Origin of the sequence: Marinomonas primoryensis (assembly GCF_013372285.1) — a bacterium.
Lineage (GTDB): Bacteria > Pseudomonadota > Gammaproteobacteria > Pseudomonadales > Marinomonadaceae > Marinomonas > Marinomonas primoryensis.
In genome coordinates, this window is the sequence record NZ_CP054301.1 from 1,338,981 (window position 1) to 1,358,251 (window position 19,271).

Genomic DNA, 19,271 nt, shown 5'->3' on the forward strand with positions numbered 1-19,271 from the left:
CATGATGTCTTATTTGATGGGCTCTCAGCGCGGCTGGGTGTCATTACCGATTATTGCGTTACTATTAGCCATTTCCACTTTGTCGATGCAATATCAACAAAGGTTGCAAGCGTCTTATTTGTGGCGAGGGCAGCTAAATGATATTGAAATCGAGCAGCAGGTTTGGATGGATTTCAAGAAAGATTTTATGGTGTCGCCTAGTTTGTCATCGGCGACTTTCAGCGAATGCGTGGGGTTTTGTGAGTTAGGTCTACATTCGCAAGAAAAAATATGGCAAAAAAACACGCAACGTTTGCATTACCAATGGGTGCGATACGAGTCACCAGCGAATGAATCTGGTCATGTACTCGCTTCTTACCGACTCTGCGCCAGCCAAAACCAGCACCAATATCGATGCTGGTGGTGGCGAGATGGGGCATGGTTTTCAGGTGGTTGGGTTAGTGCTTCTGATTGAATGTCTTCAAATGTTCCGCACTGCAAAATGGACGAGCATCTTGGTCATGAATAGCATGGGAGCGAGGCGTAAAAGTTTGGCATTCTTCGCAACGAACCATGCTTTCTTGAGACTCATCCTTTTTAGAGGATTTCTGTGTTTTTGCTTTCGTTGGCGATTGACTGCCTTTAAAAGCGACAAATCGGCGATACAACCACCAACCAATAAAGAAAATTGCAACAAAAACGATCAAACGGACGATCATATACTTTACCTAGCTTGGGTTATTCCAGACAATAACGGGCATATTCTAACAGAGTTCACGAGATAGCAACTGTATGACATTACGAATTGCAATGGCCCAGCTGGATATGCTGGTCGGCGACATCACAAAAAACACCCAATCTGTTATAGATGCGGCATGTAAAGCCCGTGATGAAGAGCGCGCCGATGTGGTGGTTTTTCCTGAGTTAACCTTAACGGGCTATCCACCAGAAGATTTATTGTTACGTCCCAGTTTGGATCCGCGCATTGAATCTGCGTTGGCTAAAGTTTTGGCAGAAGTTCGTGATATCCATGTGGTGATTGGTTATCCACGCCGTATCGATGGCGAGCTTTTTAACTGCGCTGGCGTGATTTACCAAGGCAAAATGTTAGTTGAATACGCAAAACAGAAATTGCCTAACTTCCTTGTATTTGATGATAAACGCTATTTCAGCGAAGGCCTCGATGCAGGCATTGTTGACATCAAAGGTGTGAAAGTGGGTTTGAGTATCTGTGAAGATATTTGGCATCCAGAGCCTGTAGCGCAAGCGAAAGCCGCCGGTGCGGAATTGATTCTGAATCTAAATGCTTCGCCTTATCATATTGAAAAAATGGGTGAACGTGAGACCTTGCTTCATAAACGAGCGACCGAAGTCAGCTTGCCGATTGTCTATGTGAACTACATGGGCGCGCAAGACGAACTGGTTTATGAAGGCGGTTCCTTTGCGGTAAACGCCAAAGGTGAAAAAATCATGCAGGCGCCTTGGTTTGAAGCGGGTTTATATTGTCTTGATATGATAGTGGACGACAGTCAACCAAACAAAGTTGAACCCGTTGCCGGTATCATTGCTCCTGCGTTAGACGTGGAAGCAAGCGTCTATCAAGCGATGGTGCTTGGGTTGCGTGATTACATCGAAAAGAATCGTTTCAAAGGCATTGTGCTGGGTTTGAGTGGCGGTATTGATTCTGCGTTATCGCTTGCTGTTGCAGTAGACGCGATCGGTGCTGATCGTGTTCAAGCGGTGATGATGCCTTACACTTATACCTCTTCTATTAGCTTGCATGATGCAGAAGAAGAGGCGAATTTATTGGGCGTGAAATACAGCGTTTTACCGATTGAATCCATGGTCTCGGCGTTTACCGACGTACTTGCTCCGGAGTTTGAGGGCTACGCGAAAGACACCACGGAAGAAAATCTTCAGGCACGTACTCGCGGTGTCGTTCTGATGGCCATTTCTAATAAGAAAGGCTTGATGGTGCTCACTACCGGCAATAAAAGCGAAATGGCTGTGGGTTATGCAACCCTTTATGGGGACATGGTCGGCGGTTATTCTGTGTTAAAAGACGTGTTTAAAACGTTGGTTTTCAAACTTTGTCGCTACCGCAATACCTTGGGATACGTGATTCCTGAACGGGTCATTACGCGTCCACCGTCTGCGGAATTGGCTCCGGATCAAAAAGATGAAGATTCTTTGCCAAGTTATGACATCCTCGATGACATCTTACGCATGTACATCGAAGAAGATCAAAGTGCAGAAGCCATTCTTGCTACTAAAAAATTCGACCGAGAGACGGTTTATCGAGTACTTCGCCTTGTTGACGTCAATGAATACAAACGTCGTCAATCACCTACTGGTGTGCGTATTACCGCTCGCGGGTTTGGTCGAGATCGCCGTTATCCGATCACTAACGGCTGGCACATCGGCGAGTAGATCGCTTTTAAAAAAGCTTTCAAAATTTTTTCTCTTCTCGCTCTGCTGAGCGGGGCTTAGTCCCTTCCCCTTTTGTTTTCCAAGGGGAAGGCGGAGGATGGGGTCATTTCTTTAGTTTTTAAAGTGTATTTGTTACTTCTCAATAGCTTTGAGCTGTAGGTTTTTTCCGCTCTGCTGAGCGGGTAACTTTTATCCAGGTCCATAAAAGTAACCAAAAGGTCTCTTTATCGGGCTTTCGCCCAAACGTCTCATTTGCTTTGTTTAACGTTGCGTTTAGCAAAACGATTCACATCGTAAGGCATAGATTGTTTATTTGGTGGGAGGTAGATCTTCAAACACTGACTCTGAAACTCCATAAAGTCGCGCAACTTCGTCGCGTCGAAGCCGACTTTTCTGGGACTTCAATGATGGAAAACCAAAGACCGTAGGGCATCATAAGCGCAGCTTTCACGTGTAGGTCGAGCCTTTAGGCCGACAAAAAAAACTGAAAAAAAATGAAAAGGGTTTTAGTATCAATTAATTAAGCATTTGCAGCATAGAAATAACAGTCCCGAATTTAGGCTTTCAATGCAAAAAGTTTTAAACAGTATTTAGAGCTGTTATGGTGAATAACTGGCATATTTCAATGCTAACGTATTTTATATGGAGGTAAGGCTTATGTGGTTAAAAGCTTCTTGCATGCTTGAGTTTCATACTTCCGTGCCAACACCGTTTATCTTAATGTTGCGACCTCGTAGTGGCGAGCAGCAGTGGATTTCACGCGAAGATTACGTATTGTCGCCGAGCGTACCAGCGGTTGAATTTACGGATTCTTTTGGAAACTTGTGCCAGCGGTTGGTTGCGCCAATAGGAGACTTTTCATTACGCACGTTGGTTTATGTTGAAACGGCAGATTATTCAGATATAGACCCAGGAGCCCCATTTATTGAAGTACCGCAATTACCCGGCGAGACATTGCCTTTTTTGCTTCCTAGTCGCTACTGTGACTCAGATCGCTTTACTGACATGGCAGCGATGATAGCGAAAGGGTATGCGCCTGGTTATGACCAATGTGCTGCGATTGTTGATTATATTCGCCGAACAATAGAGTACACGCCGAGCCACGGTCAGGAGACTATTAGTGCTTCCGAAGTCAATCAGCAAGGCTATGGCGTATGCCGAGACATGGCTCATTTAGGTATTGCTTGTTGTCGAGCGCTTTGTATACCTGCGCGCATGGTGGTGGGCTATCTTGAAGGACTTTACCCAATGGATTTGCATGCTTGGTTTGAAGCCTACGTAGGAAATCGGTGGTATACCTTCGATCCTACTCAAACAGATCTAAAGGGTGGGCGTGTTGCGATTGCCTTTGGACGAGATGCGACCGATGTTGCTATTTATACCCAGTTTGGCGCTCCGGTTGAGCTGTTGAGTATGGATGTACAAGTTGAACAGGTATCAAAGCCGAACGACTAAGACCAAAAAAGCCTACTCGGCACTTTTAAGCTGGGAGTTTTATGTTTGCTAATAATAGGGTTTCCATTCAAATGCTTTGAATTTCCAACTTTTATTTCGCTCTGCTGAGCGGAATAAACTCGCAGTTCAAAGTCATTGAGAGGTAACAAATATACTTGAAGATCCAAAGAGCAACCCCATCCTCCGTCTTCCCCTTGGAAGACAAAAGGGGAAGGGACTTAGTCCCGCCCAGCCGAGTTGCATAAATGTAATAACCCCTTAATACCTTTTCCCTTTCTCTAGCTGTTACAACATAGGACGATTTAACTAAAGCCGGAGAAAGTGTCATGTCTAATAAAAAAATCTTAATGATCACGGGTGATTTTACGGAAGACTACGAAACCATGGTGCCTTTTCAGGCATTAATGAGTGTGGGCCATACTGTGCATGCTGTATGCCCAGACAAAAAGTCTGGTGATACGGTGGCGACGGCGATCCATGATTTTGAAGGGGATCAAACTTACACTGAAAAGCCAGGCCATCGTTTCGCTTTGAATGCGACTTTTGCTGATATAAAAGCCGAAGACTACGATGCGTTAGTCATTCCCGGTGGCCGAGCGCCAGAGTACCTTCGCCTTAATAAAGAAGTGATCGCGATGGTGAAACACTTTTTTGATGCCGATAAACCTGTAGCGGCAGTGTGTCATGGTGCGCAATTGTTAGCGGCGGCGGGTGTGTTAGAAAATAGAAAGTGCTCCGCTTACCCAGCTTGCCAACCAGAAGTCGAACTCGCCAACGGTCAGTTTATGGATATTCCGGTTGATCAAGCGGTAACAGACGGCAACCTTGTTACCGCGCCAGCTTGGCCTGCGCATCCGGCTTGGCTGGCTCAGTTTTATGTATTGTTAGCAAAGTGATTCGTTGAAGTTTGATGAATCTAATTTGGCAGGTTTAACCATTGTCATGAGACAGTAAAGCGTTAAATCTGCCTAACTTCTATGTGCTTTTTGATCTAGACTGTTTGCATTGAGCCACTTTACCTTCCGACAATAAAAATAAATCATTCAATAGGGAAAATAAAATGTGTAAGCTTTTTGTGAACTCTGATCCGAGCCTTTGGGAAAACGTCACGCGCTCTTTGCGTATTGACGGTATGGTCACCAGTATACGATTAGAAAGTTTTTTTTGGTTTACTCTGGAAGAGATTGCTCAACGAGATAAGCTGTCTTTGTCTCAAATGATCGCCAAGCTCAATCACGAGGCTTTGGATGCGGGTCATAATCTAGATAACTTCACGTCTTTTCTACGAGTTTGCGCGATGCGTTATCTGCATTTGCAAACTATCGGCATGTTGCCTCATTCTCATGAGGTGAGCCTAGCGTCCCTTAATACAGATCGTATTCTTGAACAGGAAAAATACTATCTAGAGACGCATCAGTAATTATGTATTTGGCGTTATTTTTGTCCGAACATTTTTAGCAATGTACCATCTTTAAGTATGTATTGATGAAATAGTGCGGCGAAGGCGTGCAGCAAGACCAAAGACATCATGGTGTTTATCGCTATTTCGTGTACATTCCCCATAAAGTGAATACCAAAATACCAAGCTGTAGCGCCAAATACTGGTACTAAAAACATTAATAAATACAAACATTCATGGATAATACAGGCAGCACGGTCAAATAAATTTTTGGAGGCTGTTTTGGTCTTTTTAGACATGAAACGGACAATAACTCGTACAACTACTAAAGCAATGATGGCTAAGCCGACGTACACATGTATAGACGCTGTAAAACTATAGCCATTATTACTGTCTTCTAAGTGTTGGCGAAAAGCCCGCCCCATTTCGTCACTGATGAAATAATTGAAAACAATCAACGCAGCAATAGTCCAGTGCAGTACAATTTGCGCTGTGTTGTAGGATTGCTCTTTGTGTCGCATAGAAAACTTCATGATATAGGCTCTTATTGAAATAATGGTGCTGGTGACAATGAAAGAAGTTTAACGTGTGAATATTAAGCCATGCTTAAGTGTTATTCGCTCATGGCTTAATTTACAGATTTCTGTTGTTCCCTCCTAAAATGCGAGTCTTATTTCCTATATAATGTCTTCAATATCGTTCTTTACGACTCACTTAGTTTAAGCGCTTTCTAAAATAGAGAGACTTTGCGCAGACAAAGACGGCACCTTATGTTTAACGCTTCATCCACTCGTTTAAATAAATACATCAGCGAAAGTGGCATTTGCTCTCGCAGAGACGCAGATCGCTTTATCGAACAAGGCAATGTTTTCATTAATGGCAAGCGTGCCAAGGTGGGAGATCAAGTAGCGGCTGGAGATACCGTAAAAGTGAATGGTCAACTGATCGAACCACAAGATGCGGATGATTTTATCTTCATTGTATTGAATAAACCGGTTGGGATTGTCAGCACTACGGAAAGTTCTGAAAAGAACAATATCGTCGATTTTGTTAGTCATAGCGTACGAATTTTTCCGATTGGTCGTTTGGATAAAGATTCTCAAGGTTTAATCTTTTTGACCAACAATGGCGATCTTGTTAACAAGGTACTGCGCGCCGGTAATAATCATGAAAAAGAGTATTTGGTTACGGTGAATAAGCCGATTACCGATGACTTTATAGCGGGTATGTCGGGCGGCGTTCCTATCTTGGGGACCATGACGAAAAAATGTCCTGTGACTAAGGTAACGGCGAATGTTTTTAACATTACGTTGGTACAAGGTCTTAATCGTCAGATTCGTCGGATGTGCGAGCACTTTGGTTATGACGCGGTGAAGCTAGAGCGGACTCGTATTATGAACGTGAGTTTAAAAGGCGTTCCTGTGGGTGAATGGCGGGACTTAACCGAAAAAGAGTTAGCTGTTTTATTGAAATCAGTCGAAGATTCTTCTTCAGAAAATAGCATACCCGCAAAAAAAGCCCGTAAGGCGCCGAGAAAAACCAGCCGACCTGATGCAAAATCTATAGCAACACCAAAGGCCAATACTAAGCATCCGAAGAAGGAAGACGGGCGAAAACCAGCAAGCTCATCTAAAACGAAAGACAGGCGCCCCTTTGCTGATGCTAAGAAGCCAACAGGTAATGGAAAACGGCCAAGTGGTAAACCTTCAGGTGCGCCAAAGGGCAACGCAAAACGCCCGGCAAAAGGAAAAGGTGGCCCACAAAAGTCTTCACGTCCTTAGCTTTTACTAAAAAACGCGTTTTGAATGGTCAAAATGATGGTTAAATCGGTTTGATTATTCGCAATAAGGCCACCATGGCGCCACGGTGGCCAATTGAGACTTAGTTGCCTAAAACATTTGTTGAGGATTTTTTAGAAGCCTTTGCTGCTTTTTTTTCTTTTGCTGTTAAAAGCGGTTTCTTTTTTGAATCTTTTTTGTTGTCTTGACCTTTACTCATGATATTCACCATCCATCATCACTGTATTAACCTAGGTCGGTTTTTGCCAACTAAGGGCTGTGGTTGCGTATGATTTTAATAAAAATTGTCACCATAATGCGCAACAAGATCAGTATGTTCTTATTGCTGAACAAGTGAAAGGATTACTTGGTAGCGCTATAAAAGGCCTCATTCTTTACTAAGGGCGGTTGCTTTGTATGTCTCTGTACTGGGTTTAAGTGTAAGTTTTGTGATGGGTTTGACGAATACTAAGGACGTATGTAGACAGTGTCACGGGGTTATTTGTATAACCATTTTTAGGGTCTTATTATTGTTTTATAGAGTGTATAAAAGGGCGTTGTGAAGGTAATCAAATATTTGCCTCAACTTGTATTTTAGTAATGTTATTTTTGGACTGACAGCCTGTGTAATATTGACTGATGGCTCTTGTGGTTATATTGAGACTGGGTCTAACGTATCACATGGAAATAGAGGAACGTTCTGACGTTCCTTTTTTGTATTTAATAGAAATTATTATGTTTAAACGTTTAGGGATTAAGGATAGTTATGTATACAGATGAAGATCTAAATTTGGCGGTTAAAAAGGGAGTTTTTACTGCAACGTCTGTTGATGAGTTTCGTCACCTTATGTCGTCATCTAACGGGACGCCTTCAGTCGATGAGGAAAATTTTCGTTTAGTAGGTGGCTTTAACGATATTTTTGTCGTGATTGCTTGCTCTTTGTTGTTATTTTCTTCGCTTTGGGTGCTTCAATCGATTAATGAAAGTGTAGGTTATTTGGTCTTTACCGCGTTGGCATGGGGGCTATCAGAAGTGTTTGTGTTGCGCCGAAAAATGGCGCTTCCTGCGATTGTATTGCTGCTGGCCTTTGTTGGCGGTGTTTTTGCTTTCACGGATTCTTTATTTGGTGAGCAGTCTAGCTACGGTGTCATCCTAGCGACAGCATTATCAACTTTGGCGGCTTATCTTCATTGGCGTCGTTTTAGCGTACCCATTACCGTTGCGGTCGGAACCGGAGCGGCTTTAGCAATGCTAGCCTCGGTTGTGATTAGTATTTTCCCGAATAGTACGGGTGTTTTGATGGCGACGCTCTTTTTGTGTGGCTGCATTGCTTTTACTTGCGCCATGTATTGGGATGCGGCGGATACGAGTCGAACCACACGCAAATCCGATGTAGCGTTTTGGTTACACCTTTTGTCGGCGCCTTTGATTATTCATCCTATTTTTTCAAGTCTTGGTGTGCTGGATGGCAACGAAAGCTTGATTAATATGGCGATGATTGTTCTTTTGTATGTATTTATGACCGTCATGTCTGTGGCAATTGACCGCCGTGCTTTTATGGTTTCATCTCTTATTTATGTGATTTATGCTTTGTCGAGTCTATTCGAAAACTACGGTGGCGTTGGTTACAGTTTTGCCGCAACGGGCGTGGTAATGGGGTCATTTTTGCTGATGCTCTCAATTTATTGGCAGAAAGTTCGGGCTTTGTTTGTTTTGAACCTGCCTGAGCGTATACAAGGTTATCTTCCCGCTATAAAAGAAAAATAGACGATGCTATATCGTAACGGCTTGTGGTTGGCTTGATTACTATGAGCGGCACTATTGCAGGGTTATCTGGCTGTGCCGCTTTATTGACGTTGATGGGAGTTCGAAGATCAGTCGTATCGGTAAACGACGAGTTGATTGAAAATTACGCTATCTAGAGTTGTTTAGAAAAGCACTTAATTTAAATAAAGCAATTGAATAAAGAGCCTAGGGAAGGTGCGAGTAAGTCTACTAAGCCTCAGTCTTTCAGAGAAATCGTCAAATAAGGCGCGACTCTGAAGGAATGTAGGTACCTTTCAAAGAGTCGCAACGCAGTGTGGCGTTTTCCCTGAAAGACCCGAAGGGCATGGCCTAAAAGCCTGAATTCTTTGTTGAGCACCTCGAAAATAGGTCAACTATTCACATTCGCTACTCGCCTCGAATTACACGCTTTAATCCACATGCTGAGGCAAGGGAGCTTGTTCGTATCTTCCCTAGATACCAACATAAAAAAACCGAACTGATCGTCTACGTTCGGTTTTTTATTTGTGGTTTATAACGCAATAATGAGCTTGCCTTTGTTTTCGCCATTAAACAGTAAATTGAGACCTTTCGGTGCACTTTCTAATCCCTCTAAAACATGCGTGCGATACTTTAGTTCGCCTTTTTCGAGCATTTCGCCGAGTGCTTGTCCGTATTCGTTGATACGGTGAAAATGATCAGGCATGGTGAAGCCTTGGATCGTTAGGCGTTTCTTAATAATGCCAATCCAGCTTGGCCCTGGTGATGCTTCTGTTTTGTTGTATTCTGCGATTAAACCACACACAGCGATTCGCCCATGAGGGTTCATAGCATTGAATATTGGGCCTTGTGCAACGCCACCTGTATTTTCAAAAAATAGGTCAATGCCATTTTGCGCCGCGTTACTGAGCTGTTCTTCAAAATTACTGTCTTTGTAATTTAGAGCGTAATCAAAACCAAGCTCTTCGGTTAACCACTGGCACTTTTCTTCAGATCCCGCGACACCAATTACCGTCAGACCTAGATTTTTAGCCATCTGTCCAACTAAAGAGCCAACAGAACCGGCCGCGGCTGTTACGATGAGTGTTTGGCCTTTTTCAGGTTTAAGCACTTCAAATACACCGTGATAAGCAGTAATACCAGGCAAAGCAATAACGGATAAAATAGCATCGGCAGGCAATTCTTTTGGAATCTTGTTTAAGCCTTTCCCGTCGCTTAGTGCATATTCTGTTAAGCCCATTAAACCCATAACGCGAGTACCTATTGGGAAGTTTTCATTTTTAGATTCTACGACTTCGCCAATACCGCTGGCTCGCATGACGTCACCCAGTTTTACGGGAGGAATATAGCTTTTTTCATCAGCGCTCATCCAGCCGCGCATGGCTGGGTCCAGTGAAAGGTGTGAAAGTTTGATTAGCATTTCGCCATCAGTGGGCGTTGGTTTGGAAAAGTCGATTACTTTTAATAAATCGTTGGTTAATTCTGTCTCAGGTCTTTTGACGAGTGTGATTGCTTTGTAGGTCATAACGAATCCTTTTAACAAATGTGTTTAAACTATAGTAGAAGGTTACAATGTCTGATGACACCGACAATGGGGTTAGCAAATGTGCATTTTGTATTTGAGAATTAAATCTGTGTTGTCAATTTAGTCTCTTAGATGGCTTGATGGTTTGTCATATATGTCGTGTTATATACGGAGACGTTTTTTGTTTTTTATTTTTGGGAAGGTATGAGTTATCCATTGTTTTATGACAGTGTAACGGCCTGTGATGAGTGCGATTTACTTCATCGTATACCGCCGCTAAAAAGTGGCGAACGTTTTAAATGCATACGTTGCGGTCATGTTTTAATAAGTGTTCATGAACATGTTAAAGGGCGAATTTTTGGTACGGGGTGCTCTTCTCTTCTTATGCTCGCTTTCGCTTTGGCTTTTCCCTTTCTCGGTTTTTCTAGTAGTGGTGCTGAACGAAGTATCACCTTATTCAATATTGTTAGTGTGTTGATCAATCAGGATTATTTGATATTAAGTGCGATTATTAGTTTGGCGCTGTTTGTCTTTCCTATTGCCTACCTGTTAGCCGTCATTTTTCTAGTATGGTCCTTTGATAATCATCATGTGAGCATGGCAATAAAGCGCTATTTCACTCGTTGGGTAATTGTTATTCAGCCGTGGTTGATGGTTGATGTCTTTTTGGTCGGTACTTTGGTTGCGTTAGTGAAAATGGACAGTTTGGCAGATATTGAGTTAGGGCTGTCGTTTTGGGCCTTTTGTGCTTATGTGCTGTTGTTATTAAAAACCATTAGCTTGGTTGATCGTCGTTGGTTTTGGAATCAATTGGCAGGTCATGGTCCAGATCATCTGATTGTTAAACCGCCCGTGTTGGAAAAGTCAGCATTAGCAAAGTCAATAACCGCAAAACAACAAGAGCTAATTGGATGTCATTTTTGTGGTGCAACCTTGCTTGGTACTGCGTTTCATTGCAGTCGCTGCGGTCACTCGATTCATAGTCGTCGACCACACAGTTTAACAGGCACGATTGCCTTTCTTATTGCGTCCGTGATTATGTTTATTCCCGCGAATGTCTTTCCCATTATGCAGACGACCTTTTTAGGTGGAAATGAGCCCTCAACTATTATGGGTGGCGTTTTACTATTGTGGTCTTTAGGTTCGTACCCTGTGGCTTTGGTAATATTTTTAGCCAGCGTGGTGATACCTTTGGTTAAGATGTTGTCGTTAAGTTGGCTGTGTTGGCAATGTTATTACCCTACAGAGCGAGAAACGATGCAAAAAATACGCTTGTATCGTATTACAGAGCTTGTGGGGCGCTGGTCGATGATTGATATTTTTGTCGTGGCTGTATTGACGGGCTTGGTACAAATGGGGGAATTAATGTCGATCTTACCGGGTCCGGCGGTGTTGTCTTTTACGTCGGTCATCATTTTAACTATGTTGGCCGCCATGGTATTTGATCCACGATTATTATGGGATAAAAACGAGGGCTCAGTAATGCCGTCGTCACAGGAGAAAAAAGAGTGATTGAAGAAAACAAGAATGTCGAAAACCTTCGACGTGTACGCTTCAACTCCATTTGGTTAGTGCCTCTTGTTGCTATTATGGTGGCCGGCTGGATGCTCTATCAAAACTGGGCGAGCCAAGGCCCTGTTATTACATTAATCGCTCCGAATGCAGAAGGGCTAGAGGCGGGTCAAACTAAATTAAAAGCCCGTAATGTAGATGTTGGAAAAGTCATTGGCATACGTCTCAGTAATGACTACGACAATGCAATTATCACGGTGCGTATGAATAACGGTACGCAAAAAATGTTACGTGAAGACACCAAGTTTTGGGTGGTTAAACCGCGGATAGGCAGAGAAGGAGTGAGTGGGTTAGGGACGTTATTGTCGGGTGCTTATATTGATATGTCACCCGGCGAGCAGGGTAAAGAGAGTGCAGAGTTTTCTTTGTTAAGTCAGCCACCACTGTCAACCAAAAAAGAAGGGGTTCGAATTCTTCTGCAAAGTGATGACAGCGCTAAACTTAATGTCGGTTCGTTGGTGCATTTTCGCGGCTACGAGGTTGGTTATATTGAAGAAGTGGGCTTCGACACAGACTCAGGATCCATCACTTATCGAGTCGTGGTTAAGCCTCCTTACGATGCTCTAGTGAGTGATGCTGTTCAGTTCTGGATTACACCAGGATTGTCTTTTAAAAGCTCCGTGCAAGGCTTTGAAGTAAGATTAGACTCGTTAGAGACTTTTTTATCGGGTGGCATCTCTTTCGGGTTGGGTAAAGGCAGAGCGTCAGGCAAACCAGTTCAAGATTTAACCTCGTTCCGTTTGTTTTCTTCAAAAGAAGAGGCGAATAATAACCTTTATGATCAGACCATCGAATATGTTTTTTTGTTTGATTCTAATGTCAGTGGGCTTGCTCCGGGTGCGGATGTCGAGTTTCGAGGGGTTAGGATCGGTACTGTGTTAGACGTTCCTTTTACGGGAATATCGATGGACACTTTAACGTCTCATGAGAGGCCTGTGATTCCTGTGCTTGCTCGTATTGAACCGCAACGTTTGAATGCGTGGAAAGTGTCGGGGGACGAATCATTACAAAAATGGCAAGAGTTATTGGATTACCGCATTGCTCAAGGGCTTAGAGCGAGGCTTGAGATTGGTAACTATCTCAACGCAGCGAAAGTGATTAGTTTGGACTTTATGGACAATCCTCCGCCGATAAAACTAAAAGAGTTTGACGGGTATCAGGTGTTTCCTACCGGTCCAGATTCTTTAGCAAATATTGAGGGTAAAGTGTCAAATGTGCTTGATAAGTTAGCGGATGTTCCTCTTAAAGAAACGTTTGAGCAATTAGGAAAGACAATGGGTGAGGCAAATGAAACCTTACGCCAATTACAAACGGTCAGTAAAAGCGTTAAGCAACTGTTAGAACAGTCCGAAACTCAGGCATTACCAGCGAATTTATCTGAAGTGATGACGGAGTTGAATTTAACGCTAGAAAGTTACCAGGCCAATGGGCAAATTGGCCGGCCATTAAGAGAGAATATGGTGTCATTAGGTCGAGCGCTGAATGAGCTACAACCTTTACTTCGTCAACTTCGTGAAAATCCAAATACTTTGATTTTTGATAGTAAACCACGTTTAGATGTTCAGCCGAAAGCGGCGAGATAGTTCAAGGGGGAAAATGATGATAATACAGTATCGTATGTTTTTGATTGTATTGATGAGCTGGGTAATAACGGGTTGTGCTACGTCCGTTTCGCCAAGTCGTGAATATTTATTAATGGATGCTGATTTGCAAAAAGCACATGTTCAACCAACTAAAGAGGCATCTGTTCAGTTGATGCCCATTGTTGTCGCCAATTATTTGGCGGGTAATGAAATTGTGTTGGTGACAAGCCAAGGGGAAGTGCATCGTTCTCAGAATAACTTGTGGGCAGAGTCATTGTCTCCACAGCTAACGCGTTTAACTCAGCAACGATTAGAAAAAACGTTACCAGATATCACTTGGTTTGGAGGTCAGCGATTGCCTTCTTATGCGATTGCCTTATTGAATATAGAAGTGGATGACTTCTATACGGATTTAGATGGCATGATTCATATCTCTGGGCGTTGGCAGACCATTTCAGCGGCAGGTGAGTTGTCACTATCAAATACGTTCTATGTAACAGGCGAGTTGCAATCAGATGGTTATTCAACCATGGTGCAAGCATTGTCAGCCAGTTGGTTTAATCAGGTCATTGACCCTATGTCGAAAGAGATCGCTAAGTCGTTGAATAAATAAAAGTTACTGTTCTTTTCTGTAACTCTTTCAAAGTATAACGATGGTCTATATATGCTCCATTCATATAGTTAAGAGCGGACCTTAGAGACTAGTCTGTGTTGATATATCGCTTAAAGTAAAGCGACACCAAACCAGTATTGCTCTTCATTGACACGATAGAAAAAATATTATTTAAACCGCTATAGTGTGTCTTGGACTATATTTAAAGCTGCCTTATATTTTAGAAGGCATTAAGTCTGGACGATGTAGTTATATAAGGTGTGGCGATGTTAGCAATTTGGAAAGGAAAAGGTTGGGTCGTTCCTGCTATTTTTCTCGCAGCCTTTGCTGATGTTCAACTTTTCGTTGATTATTTCATGGGGGAAGGTTTTTACAGCGACAATCGATGGGTGAAAGTCATGGCATTGGTTGCGGTAGCGATTCTTGTTGGTGTGATTGGCTGCCTATTTAATAATCGTGATGGTGTTATTCATGTTGATTCAGAAACTGGAAAAAAGACTAAGTCACCAGCTCACACCTTATTATTTTTACCCATTGAAGTATGGGCTGTTATTGTTCCTTTTATTTTTTTAAGCGTTGATTACTTTAACGCTGAGCAAGAAAGTAAATCGTTAACCTACCTTGAAAAACCTAGAGTGAACGATATTTACGGGGTGGATTTCTCAAAGATTTTTAAAAATGAAGATCCTACTTATAAATACGGCACCATGGTGGTTGTGTCTGTGAATCTGAATGTGATTGAAGTGCAAAGTAGTACTCATGCCTATGATGGAAAAAGCGGCGTACGAAAAGACATTTATAATGGAAAAGCCAAAGAAGCTTTTTATTATGCCGATGAAGTAACGCCTTTTAATGTACGCGAAACCATTAAGTTTTATGATGATGGCGCTATTTTTTCCGTGAATCGAAAGTAAAGAACATTTTTATTAAGAGCGTTATTTGAAACAAGAAAGGCCAACATGATGTTGGCCTTTCTGCTTTGTATACGAGTAATTGTTTAGCGTTGTTTCGCTTTTTCTTCAGCGGCTTTGATGCTTTTTTGTATCAAAGGAGAAATGGTGAGCCCTTGTACTATGATTGAGAAGATAACGACAACGTAGGTGATGATGACCATAATGTCATGTAGATCTAACCCTTCAATTTTAATTTGGTTGGCTGGAATGGCCGCCGCCATTGCGAGAGCAAGTCCGCCGCGTAAACCACCCCATGTTAAGATTTTCACTGAATGCTTATCGTATTGGCGGTAGCGTTTGAAAACAAGATAAGGCGTTCCAACGCTAATAAAGCGAGCCAGAAGAACCACGGGGACCATAACTAAGCCTAACCCAATGAGTTCCCATGATAATGGCATGGTAACAATCAACATACCGATGATGAGGAACAACAAAGCATTTAAGAAGCTGTCTGTTGCATGCCAGAAGTCTTTTACATAACGAGTGCCATCTGGACCGCGCCTTTTAGAGGCTTTCGCTCGAGTAATATTACCGAGAAGGATGCCGCTGGTCACCATGGCCAATGCACCTGAAATTTCCCAGATATTGGCGAGAGCAAAACCCGCAGAAGGAATGGTCAGCGTTACAAGTAAGCGCGTATTTATGTCCTTGCAGTTGATGATGACAAAGTGACCAACAACGGCGATGACAAGACCAAATACGATACCGCCAATCGCATCGACTAAAAATAGCTCAGCAATTTCCTGGAAGCTGGCCTCTGTGCCATAAAAAGCAACGGCAAATATCGTGGTGAAAATAACCAAACCAACACCATCGTTGAAGAGCGACTCTCCTTCAACTTGAATCGAAATACCTTGCGGTGCGCTCATCTGCTTAATGATCGCCAATACAGCAATCGGGTCGGTAGGGCTGATCAATGCACCGAAAAGTAAGCAATAGATGAAAGGCACAGGAAAGCTTAATAGAGCGAACAGATAGAAGCTTAAATAGCCAACAATAAAAGTAGAAACCAGAGTGGAGAATAAAACCAATATTGTGATTTCCCAGCGTTGGCGTTTTAACGCAGCGAGATCGATTTCTAACGCACCAGCAAACAATAGAAAACCTAACATACCTTTTAATAGCAGCTGATTAAAGTCTATTCCAGCCACCACCTGGGTAATGAATAATGCGGTTTCATCGCCAAGCATTTTAACCGCAAGAATCAGTAGTAAGGAGATGACGACCGACCCTGTGGTGATGGCGATTGTTGTTTGCATTTTAAGGATATATTGGTTGGTAAAAGCGATGAAAACAGCTAATGCCGATAGAAAACAGATGAGGTACCAAGCGTTCATTCGAGAGCCTTAACATTTATCAATAAGATTAGAATCATAAAAGGGTGCATGGGGGAATGCTGGGGCAGTATGTTATCCCTAGAGTTTGTTACTGTCACTGTTTTCACTGTACAAAAAGTGATCCTGAGGTGTTTACAAGTAAAAAAGTAGAAATCTTGCTTTTATTGATATTTTTTCATGCTATTTTTTTGTAATTAAGTTACAAAACCTAACCAATTGGTTGGAATATAATGAAGAAAACCCCCAAGGAGAGTATAATACCGCGCCATTAGAGTACATGAAACTTAGTGACATTTTTAGGAGTAGATTTATGGCAACACCTTCCCAGCATGATTTGCGCAATGATTTTCGAGCATTGTTAGCAAGTGATAAGTGTTATTACACTGCGTCTACATTTGATCCGATGTCGGCTCGTATTGCTGCAGATCTTGGCTTTGAAGTGGGTATTTTAGGTGGCTCTGTCGCATCGCTTCAGGTATTGGCAGCGCCAGATTTTGCTCTGATCACGCTAAGCGAGTTTACAGAGCAAGCGACTAGAATTGGTCGTGTTGCGCGTTTACCTATTATTGCCGATGCAGATCACGGCTACGGCAATGCATTAAATGTTATGCGCACTATCGTAGAGCTTGAGCGTGCTGGTGTGGCGGCGTTGACGATTGAAGATACGTTATTGCCTGCTAAATACGGACATAAATCGACGGATTTAATTCCTGTCGAAGAGGCCGTCGGCAAGTTAAAGGCCGCCTTAGAAGCACGTATCGACCCTATTATGAGTATTATTGCTCGTACCAACGCCGGTCAATTGACGATTGAAGAAACCATAGTCCGTGTTAAAGCTTATCAAGCGGTAGGTGTCGACGGTATTTGTATGGTTGGCATTCGTGACTTTGCGCATCTAGAAGAGATCACACAGTACATTACTATTCCTGTTATGTTGGTGGCTTATGATAATCCTGAGCTACGAGACAGAGAACGTCTTGCTGCAAATGGCGTGCGTATTGTGGTAAATGGTCATGCCGCGTATTTTGCAGCCATTAAAGCAACTTACGATTGTTTGCGTGAGCAACGTGGTATCGCAGAGGGGACGTTAGATGCGTCTGAACTATCGACTCGCTACTCTACATTAGAAGAAAACCGTGTATGGGCGAACAAATATATGGATGTTCAAGAGTAATTCGCTCAACTCATTTTCAGAACAGAATCTATAAATTATTTTTAGGATTTGATTATGAAACCTGCAGCATTGTTGGTGCATGTTCCAGATGTGCAAATTGGTCTAGATTGGTACAAGAAGGCCTTCCCTAAGGGGCAATGTGTTTTTCTAGAAGAATTTAGTCTGAACGTGTTAGACATAGATGGATTTACTTTAGAAATTATACAATCTGATGCAAAAGTTGGTGCAGGGAAATTCGGTACAGTTTTATATTGGTCTGTTCCGATTTTAGAAGAAGCAATAGATCGGTTTGCAGCGTTAGGTGCTCGATTATATCGTGGTCCTATGGCTATAGAGTTTGGTTTAGGTATGTGCCAGCTAGAAGATCCATTTGGTAATTTGATTGGTCTTCGTGGAAAATACAAAGATTCAAAATAAGTATGTATGTATGTAAAAAGGCCAACATGATGTTGGCCTTTTTGTGTTTGTTTTACCTGAAAATATGGCAATTAACCAAGTTGTGCTAATTGCTCATAAGTATTACGTAGCCAGACCTTCATACGCTGACGCTCAGCAATGTTCATGATGCCTTTATCGTTTGCGACGGCCCAAAAGCTGCTGTTATTAAAGTCAATTTTTTGTGTTAACTTACTTTGCAGTTTTGGCAACTCAATGATCAAGGCTTCCCGGTCAACGGCTTTCTTATAAATATCTGATTTTTTAAACCGAGAAAAATCTGTGCCTCGGCCGAGGTTTTGCACCACGACAAAATCTACGGAAGGTTGAGTATAACGCTCTAGCAAAGCGTCTAATAGAGCGACAGAGTCTGCACCATCATCCATTACATGCCAAAGACAAACTTGGTAGCCCATTTCATCTAACAACCCAAATACATCTGTTTCTTCAATCCACTTGCCTAATGGCTGCGCCGCTTGCGCTGCTAGATCAATGATCAAATCACGATCAGGGTATTCTTCAATGGCGGCTAGCATGCCGTCCAAGCTGTCTTCCTCACCAATTAAAATGGGAGAGGCAAACTCACTGTAAAAACGCGAAAAGGTACTGTGCGAGCTGTCACAGTCAAAGCCTAAGAATGGCTGATCATTATCAATATAGAATTGAGCTAAGACACGGGCCGTCATAGATTTTCCGACACCGCCTTTTTCACCACCTACAAAATGTACCTTACCCATCTAGATTTCCTCATCGAAACTGAACGTAACCGTGTTTAAAAGGGCTTTCTGAAAGAATCTTCTCCTACAAAAGACACTGTATCAAGATTCTGTAAAAAAGCATGATATTTTCATATCAAAAGTGGCGGGAAAAAGAACTAATGGGTCAGTGTTGCACAGAAGTGAGCGGCTTTGTTGTGAGGTTAAATGAATCAGTGATAGTCTAGAAGACTATAAATTGCACAGTATAAGGATTATTTTATGGAGATTTTCGCTTTTTTAGTTATTGGTGCGTTAGCGGGTTGGTTAGCTGGTCAGTTCGTAAAAGGGGCTGGTTTTGGTTTAGTGGGTAATATCGTGATCGGGGTAGTAGGCTCTTTTGTTGGTGGGTTTACCTTTCAGCTTCTTGGTTTGTATTCGGGCAGTTTTCTAGGGTCTTTGCTCACGGCAACCGTAGGTGCGATTATTTTACTTTATGTGGTTCGGTTGGCTAAATCGTCTTAAATTTATTCACGAATGAAATTCTATTTTATACTCAAAAGCCTGCAATTTTTGCA

The 19,271-nt window shown here is 42.5% G+C and carries 19 protein-coding genes; 14 read left to right on the top strand and 5 right to left on the bottom strand.

The window, feature by feature from the left end:
- The first annotated feature begins 1 nt into the window (after position 1).
- Complete coding sequence (locus MP3633_RS06130; protein WP_176334885.1) at positions 2–454, top strand: hypothetical protein; 453 nt, start codon at positions 2–4, stop codon at positions 452–454.
- Here MP3633_RS06130 and MP3633_RS06135 read toward each other — a convergent pair.
- The gene (locus MP3633_RS06135) at positions 438–698 is read right to left on the bottom strand and encodes a PP0621 family protein (RefSeq protein ID WP_176334886.1); all 261 of its coding nucleotides are present in this window, start codon (positions 696–698) and stop codon (positions 438–440) included. The genes MP3633_RS06130 and MP3633_RS06135 overlap by 17 nt on opposite strands.
- A 73-nt stretch (positions 699–771) precedes the next feature.
- On the opposite strand from MP3633_RS06135, the gene MP3633_RS06140 reads away from it, so the two are divergent.
- The 4 genes from MP3633_RS06140 (at position 772) to MP3633_RS06155 (ending at position 5,284) form a co-directional block, all read left to right on the top strand.
- Positions 772–2,409 carry an NAD+ synthase gene (locus MP3633_RS06140; RefSeq protein WP_176334887.1) on the top strand — a complete coding sequence of 546 codons (1,638 nt, stop codon included), beginning with the start codon at positions 772–774 and terminating at the stop codon, positions 2,407–2,409.
- 657 nt (positions 2,410–3,066) lie between these two features.
- Positions 3,067–3,864: a transglutaminase domain-containing protein gene (locus MP3633_RS06145; protein WP_176334888.1), complete on the top strand. Its 798-nt coding sequence runs from the start codon at positions 3,067–3,069 to the stop codon at positions 3,862–3,864.
- 326 nt (positions 3,865–4,190) lie between these two features.
- Positions 4,191–4,760 (top strand): DJ-1/PfpI family protein, encoded by a 570-nt coding sequence (locus MP3633_RS06150; RefSeq protein WP_176334889.1) that lies wholly within the window; start codon positions 4,191–4,193, stop codon positions 4,758–4,760.
- Between the two features lie 164 nt (positions 4,761–4,924).
- Entirely contained in the window at positions 4,925–5,284 is a 360-nt protein-coding gene (locus MP3633_RS06155) for a ribbon-helix-helix domain-containing protein (protein WP_112139850.1), read from the top strand.
- 14 nt (positions 5,285–5,298) lie between these two features.
- Here the strand turns inward: MP3633_RS06155 and MP3633_RS06160 are convergent, their stop codons facing one another.
- On the bottom strand, positions 5,299–5,796 hold the full coding sequence (locus tag MP3633_RS06160) for a cytochrome b (RefSeq protein WP_176334890.1): 498 nt from the start codon (positions 5,794–5,796) through the stop codon (positions 5,299–5,301).
- A 237-nt stretch (positions 5,797–6,033) separates the two neighbouring features.
- Here MP3633_RS06160 and rluF point away from each other — a divergent pair, with 237 nt between their 5' ends.
- The gene (gene rluF, locus MP3633_RS06165; protein ID WP_176334891.1) at positions 6,034–7,044 is read left to right on the top strand and encodes a 23S rRNA pseudouridine(2604) synthase RluF; all 1,011 of its coding nucleotides are present in this window, start codon (positions 6,034–6,036) and stop codon (positions 7,042–7,044) included.
- Positions 7,045–7,807: 763 nt separating this feature from the next.
- Entirely contained in the window at positions 7,808–8,809 is a 1,002-nt protein-coding gene (locus MP3633_RS06170) for a hypothetical protein (protein WP_176334892.1), read from the top strand.
- Between the two features lie 529 nt (positions 8,810–9,338).
- Here the strand turns inward: MP3633_RS06170 and MP3633_RS06175 are convergent.
- Entirely contained in the window at positions 9,339–10,331 is a 993-nt protein-coding gene (locus MP3633_RS06175) for an NADP-dependent oxidoreductase (protein WP_176334893.1), read from the bottom strand.
- Between the two features lie 204 nt (positions 10,332–10,535).
- Between MP3633_RS06175 and MP3633_RS06180 the strand changes: the two genes are divergently transcribed.
- The 4 genes from MP3633_RS06180 (at position 10,536) to MP3633_RS06195 (ending at position 15,013) form a co-directional block, all read left to right on the top strand.
- Positions 10,536–11,843, top strand: coding sequence for a PqiA/YebS family transporter subunit (locus MP3633_RS06180; protein ID WP_176334894.1), 1,308 nt, complete (start codon positions 10,536–10,538; stop codon positions 11,841–11,843).
- Positions 11,840–13,486 (top strand): intermembrane transport protein PqiB, encoded by a 1,647-nt coding sequence (pqiB, locus tag MP3633_RS06185; RefSeq protein WP_112139841.1) that lies wholly within the window; start codon positions 11,840–11,842, stop codon positions 13,484–13,486. The genes MP3633_RS06180 and pqiB overlap by 4 nt, the downstream gene beginning before the upstream one ends.
- A 13-nt stretch (positions 13,487–13,499) precedes the next feature.
- On the top strand, positions 13,500–14,099 hold the full coding sequence (locus MP3633_RS06190; protein ID WP_244959876.1) for a PqiC family protein: 600 nt from the start codon (positions 13,500–13,502) through the stop codon (positions 14,097–14,099).
- 266 nt (positions 14,100–14,365) lie between these two features.
- Positions 14,366–15,013, top strand: a complete 648-nt coding sequence (locus MP3633_RS06195) for a hypothetical protein (protein ID WP_176334895.1) — start codon at positions 14,366–14,368, stop codon at positions 15,011–15,013.
- 83 nt (positions 15,014–15,096) lie between these two features.
- On the opposite strand, the gene MP3633_RS06200 is transcribed toward MP3633_RS06195, so the two are convergent.
- The gene (locus MP3633_RS06200; RefSeq protein ID WP_176334896.1) at positions 15,097–16,389 is read right to left on the bottom strand and encodes a cation:proton antiporter; all 1,293 of its coding nucleotides are present in this window, start codon (positions 16,387–16,389) and stop codon (positions 15,097–15,099) included.
- Between the two features lie 310 nt (positions 16,390–16,699).
- Here MP3633_RS06200 and MP3633_RS06205 point away from each other — a divergent pair, with 310 nt between their 5' ends.
- Positions 16,700–17,563 (top strand): isocitrate lyase/PEP mutase family protein, encoded by an 864-nt coding sequence (locus tag MP3633_RS06205; RefSeq protein WP_176334897.1) that lies wholly within the window; start codon positions 16,700–16,702, stop codon positions 17,561–17,563.
- Positions 17,564–17,617: 54 nt separating this feature from the next.
- On the top strand, positions 17,618–17,980 hold the full coding sequence (locus tag MP3633_RS06210; RefSeq protein ID WP_176334898.1) for a VOC family protein: 363 nt from the start codon (positions 17,618–17,620) through the stop codon (positions 17,978–17,980).
- A 71-nt stretch (positions 17,981–18,051) separates the two neighbouring features.
- On the opposite strand, the gene MP3633_RS06215 is transcribed toward MP3633_RS06210, so the two are convergent.
- Positions 18,052–18,735 carry a P-loop NTPase family protein gene (locus tag MP3633_RS06215; protein ID WP_176334899.1) on the bottom strand — a complete coding sequence of 228 codons (684 nt, stop codon included), beginning with the start codon at positions 18,733–18,735 and terminating at the stop codon, positions 18,052–18,054.
- Positions 18,736–18,975: 240 nt separating this feature from the next.
- Between MP3633_RS06215 and MP3633_RS06220 the strand changes: the two genes are divergently transcribed.
- The gene (locus MP3633_RS06220; protein WP_112139831.1) at positions 18,976–19,218 is read left to right on the top strand and encodes a GlsB/YeaQ/YmgE family stress response membrane protein; all 243 of its coding nucleotides are present in this window, start codon (positions 18,976–18,978) and stop codon (positions 19,216–19,218) included.
- Positions 19,219–19,271: the final 53 nt, after the last annotated feature.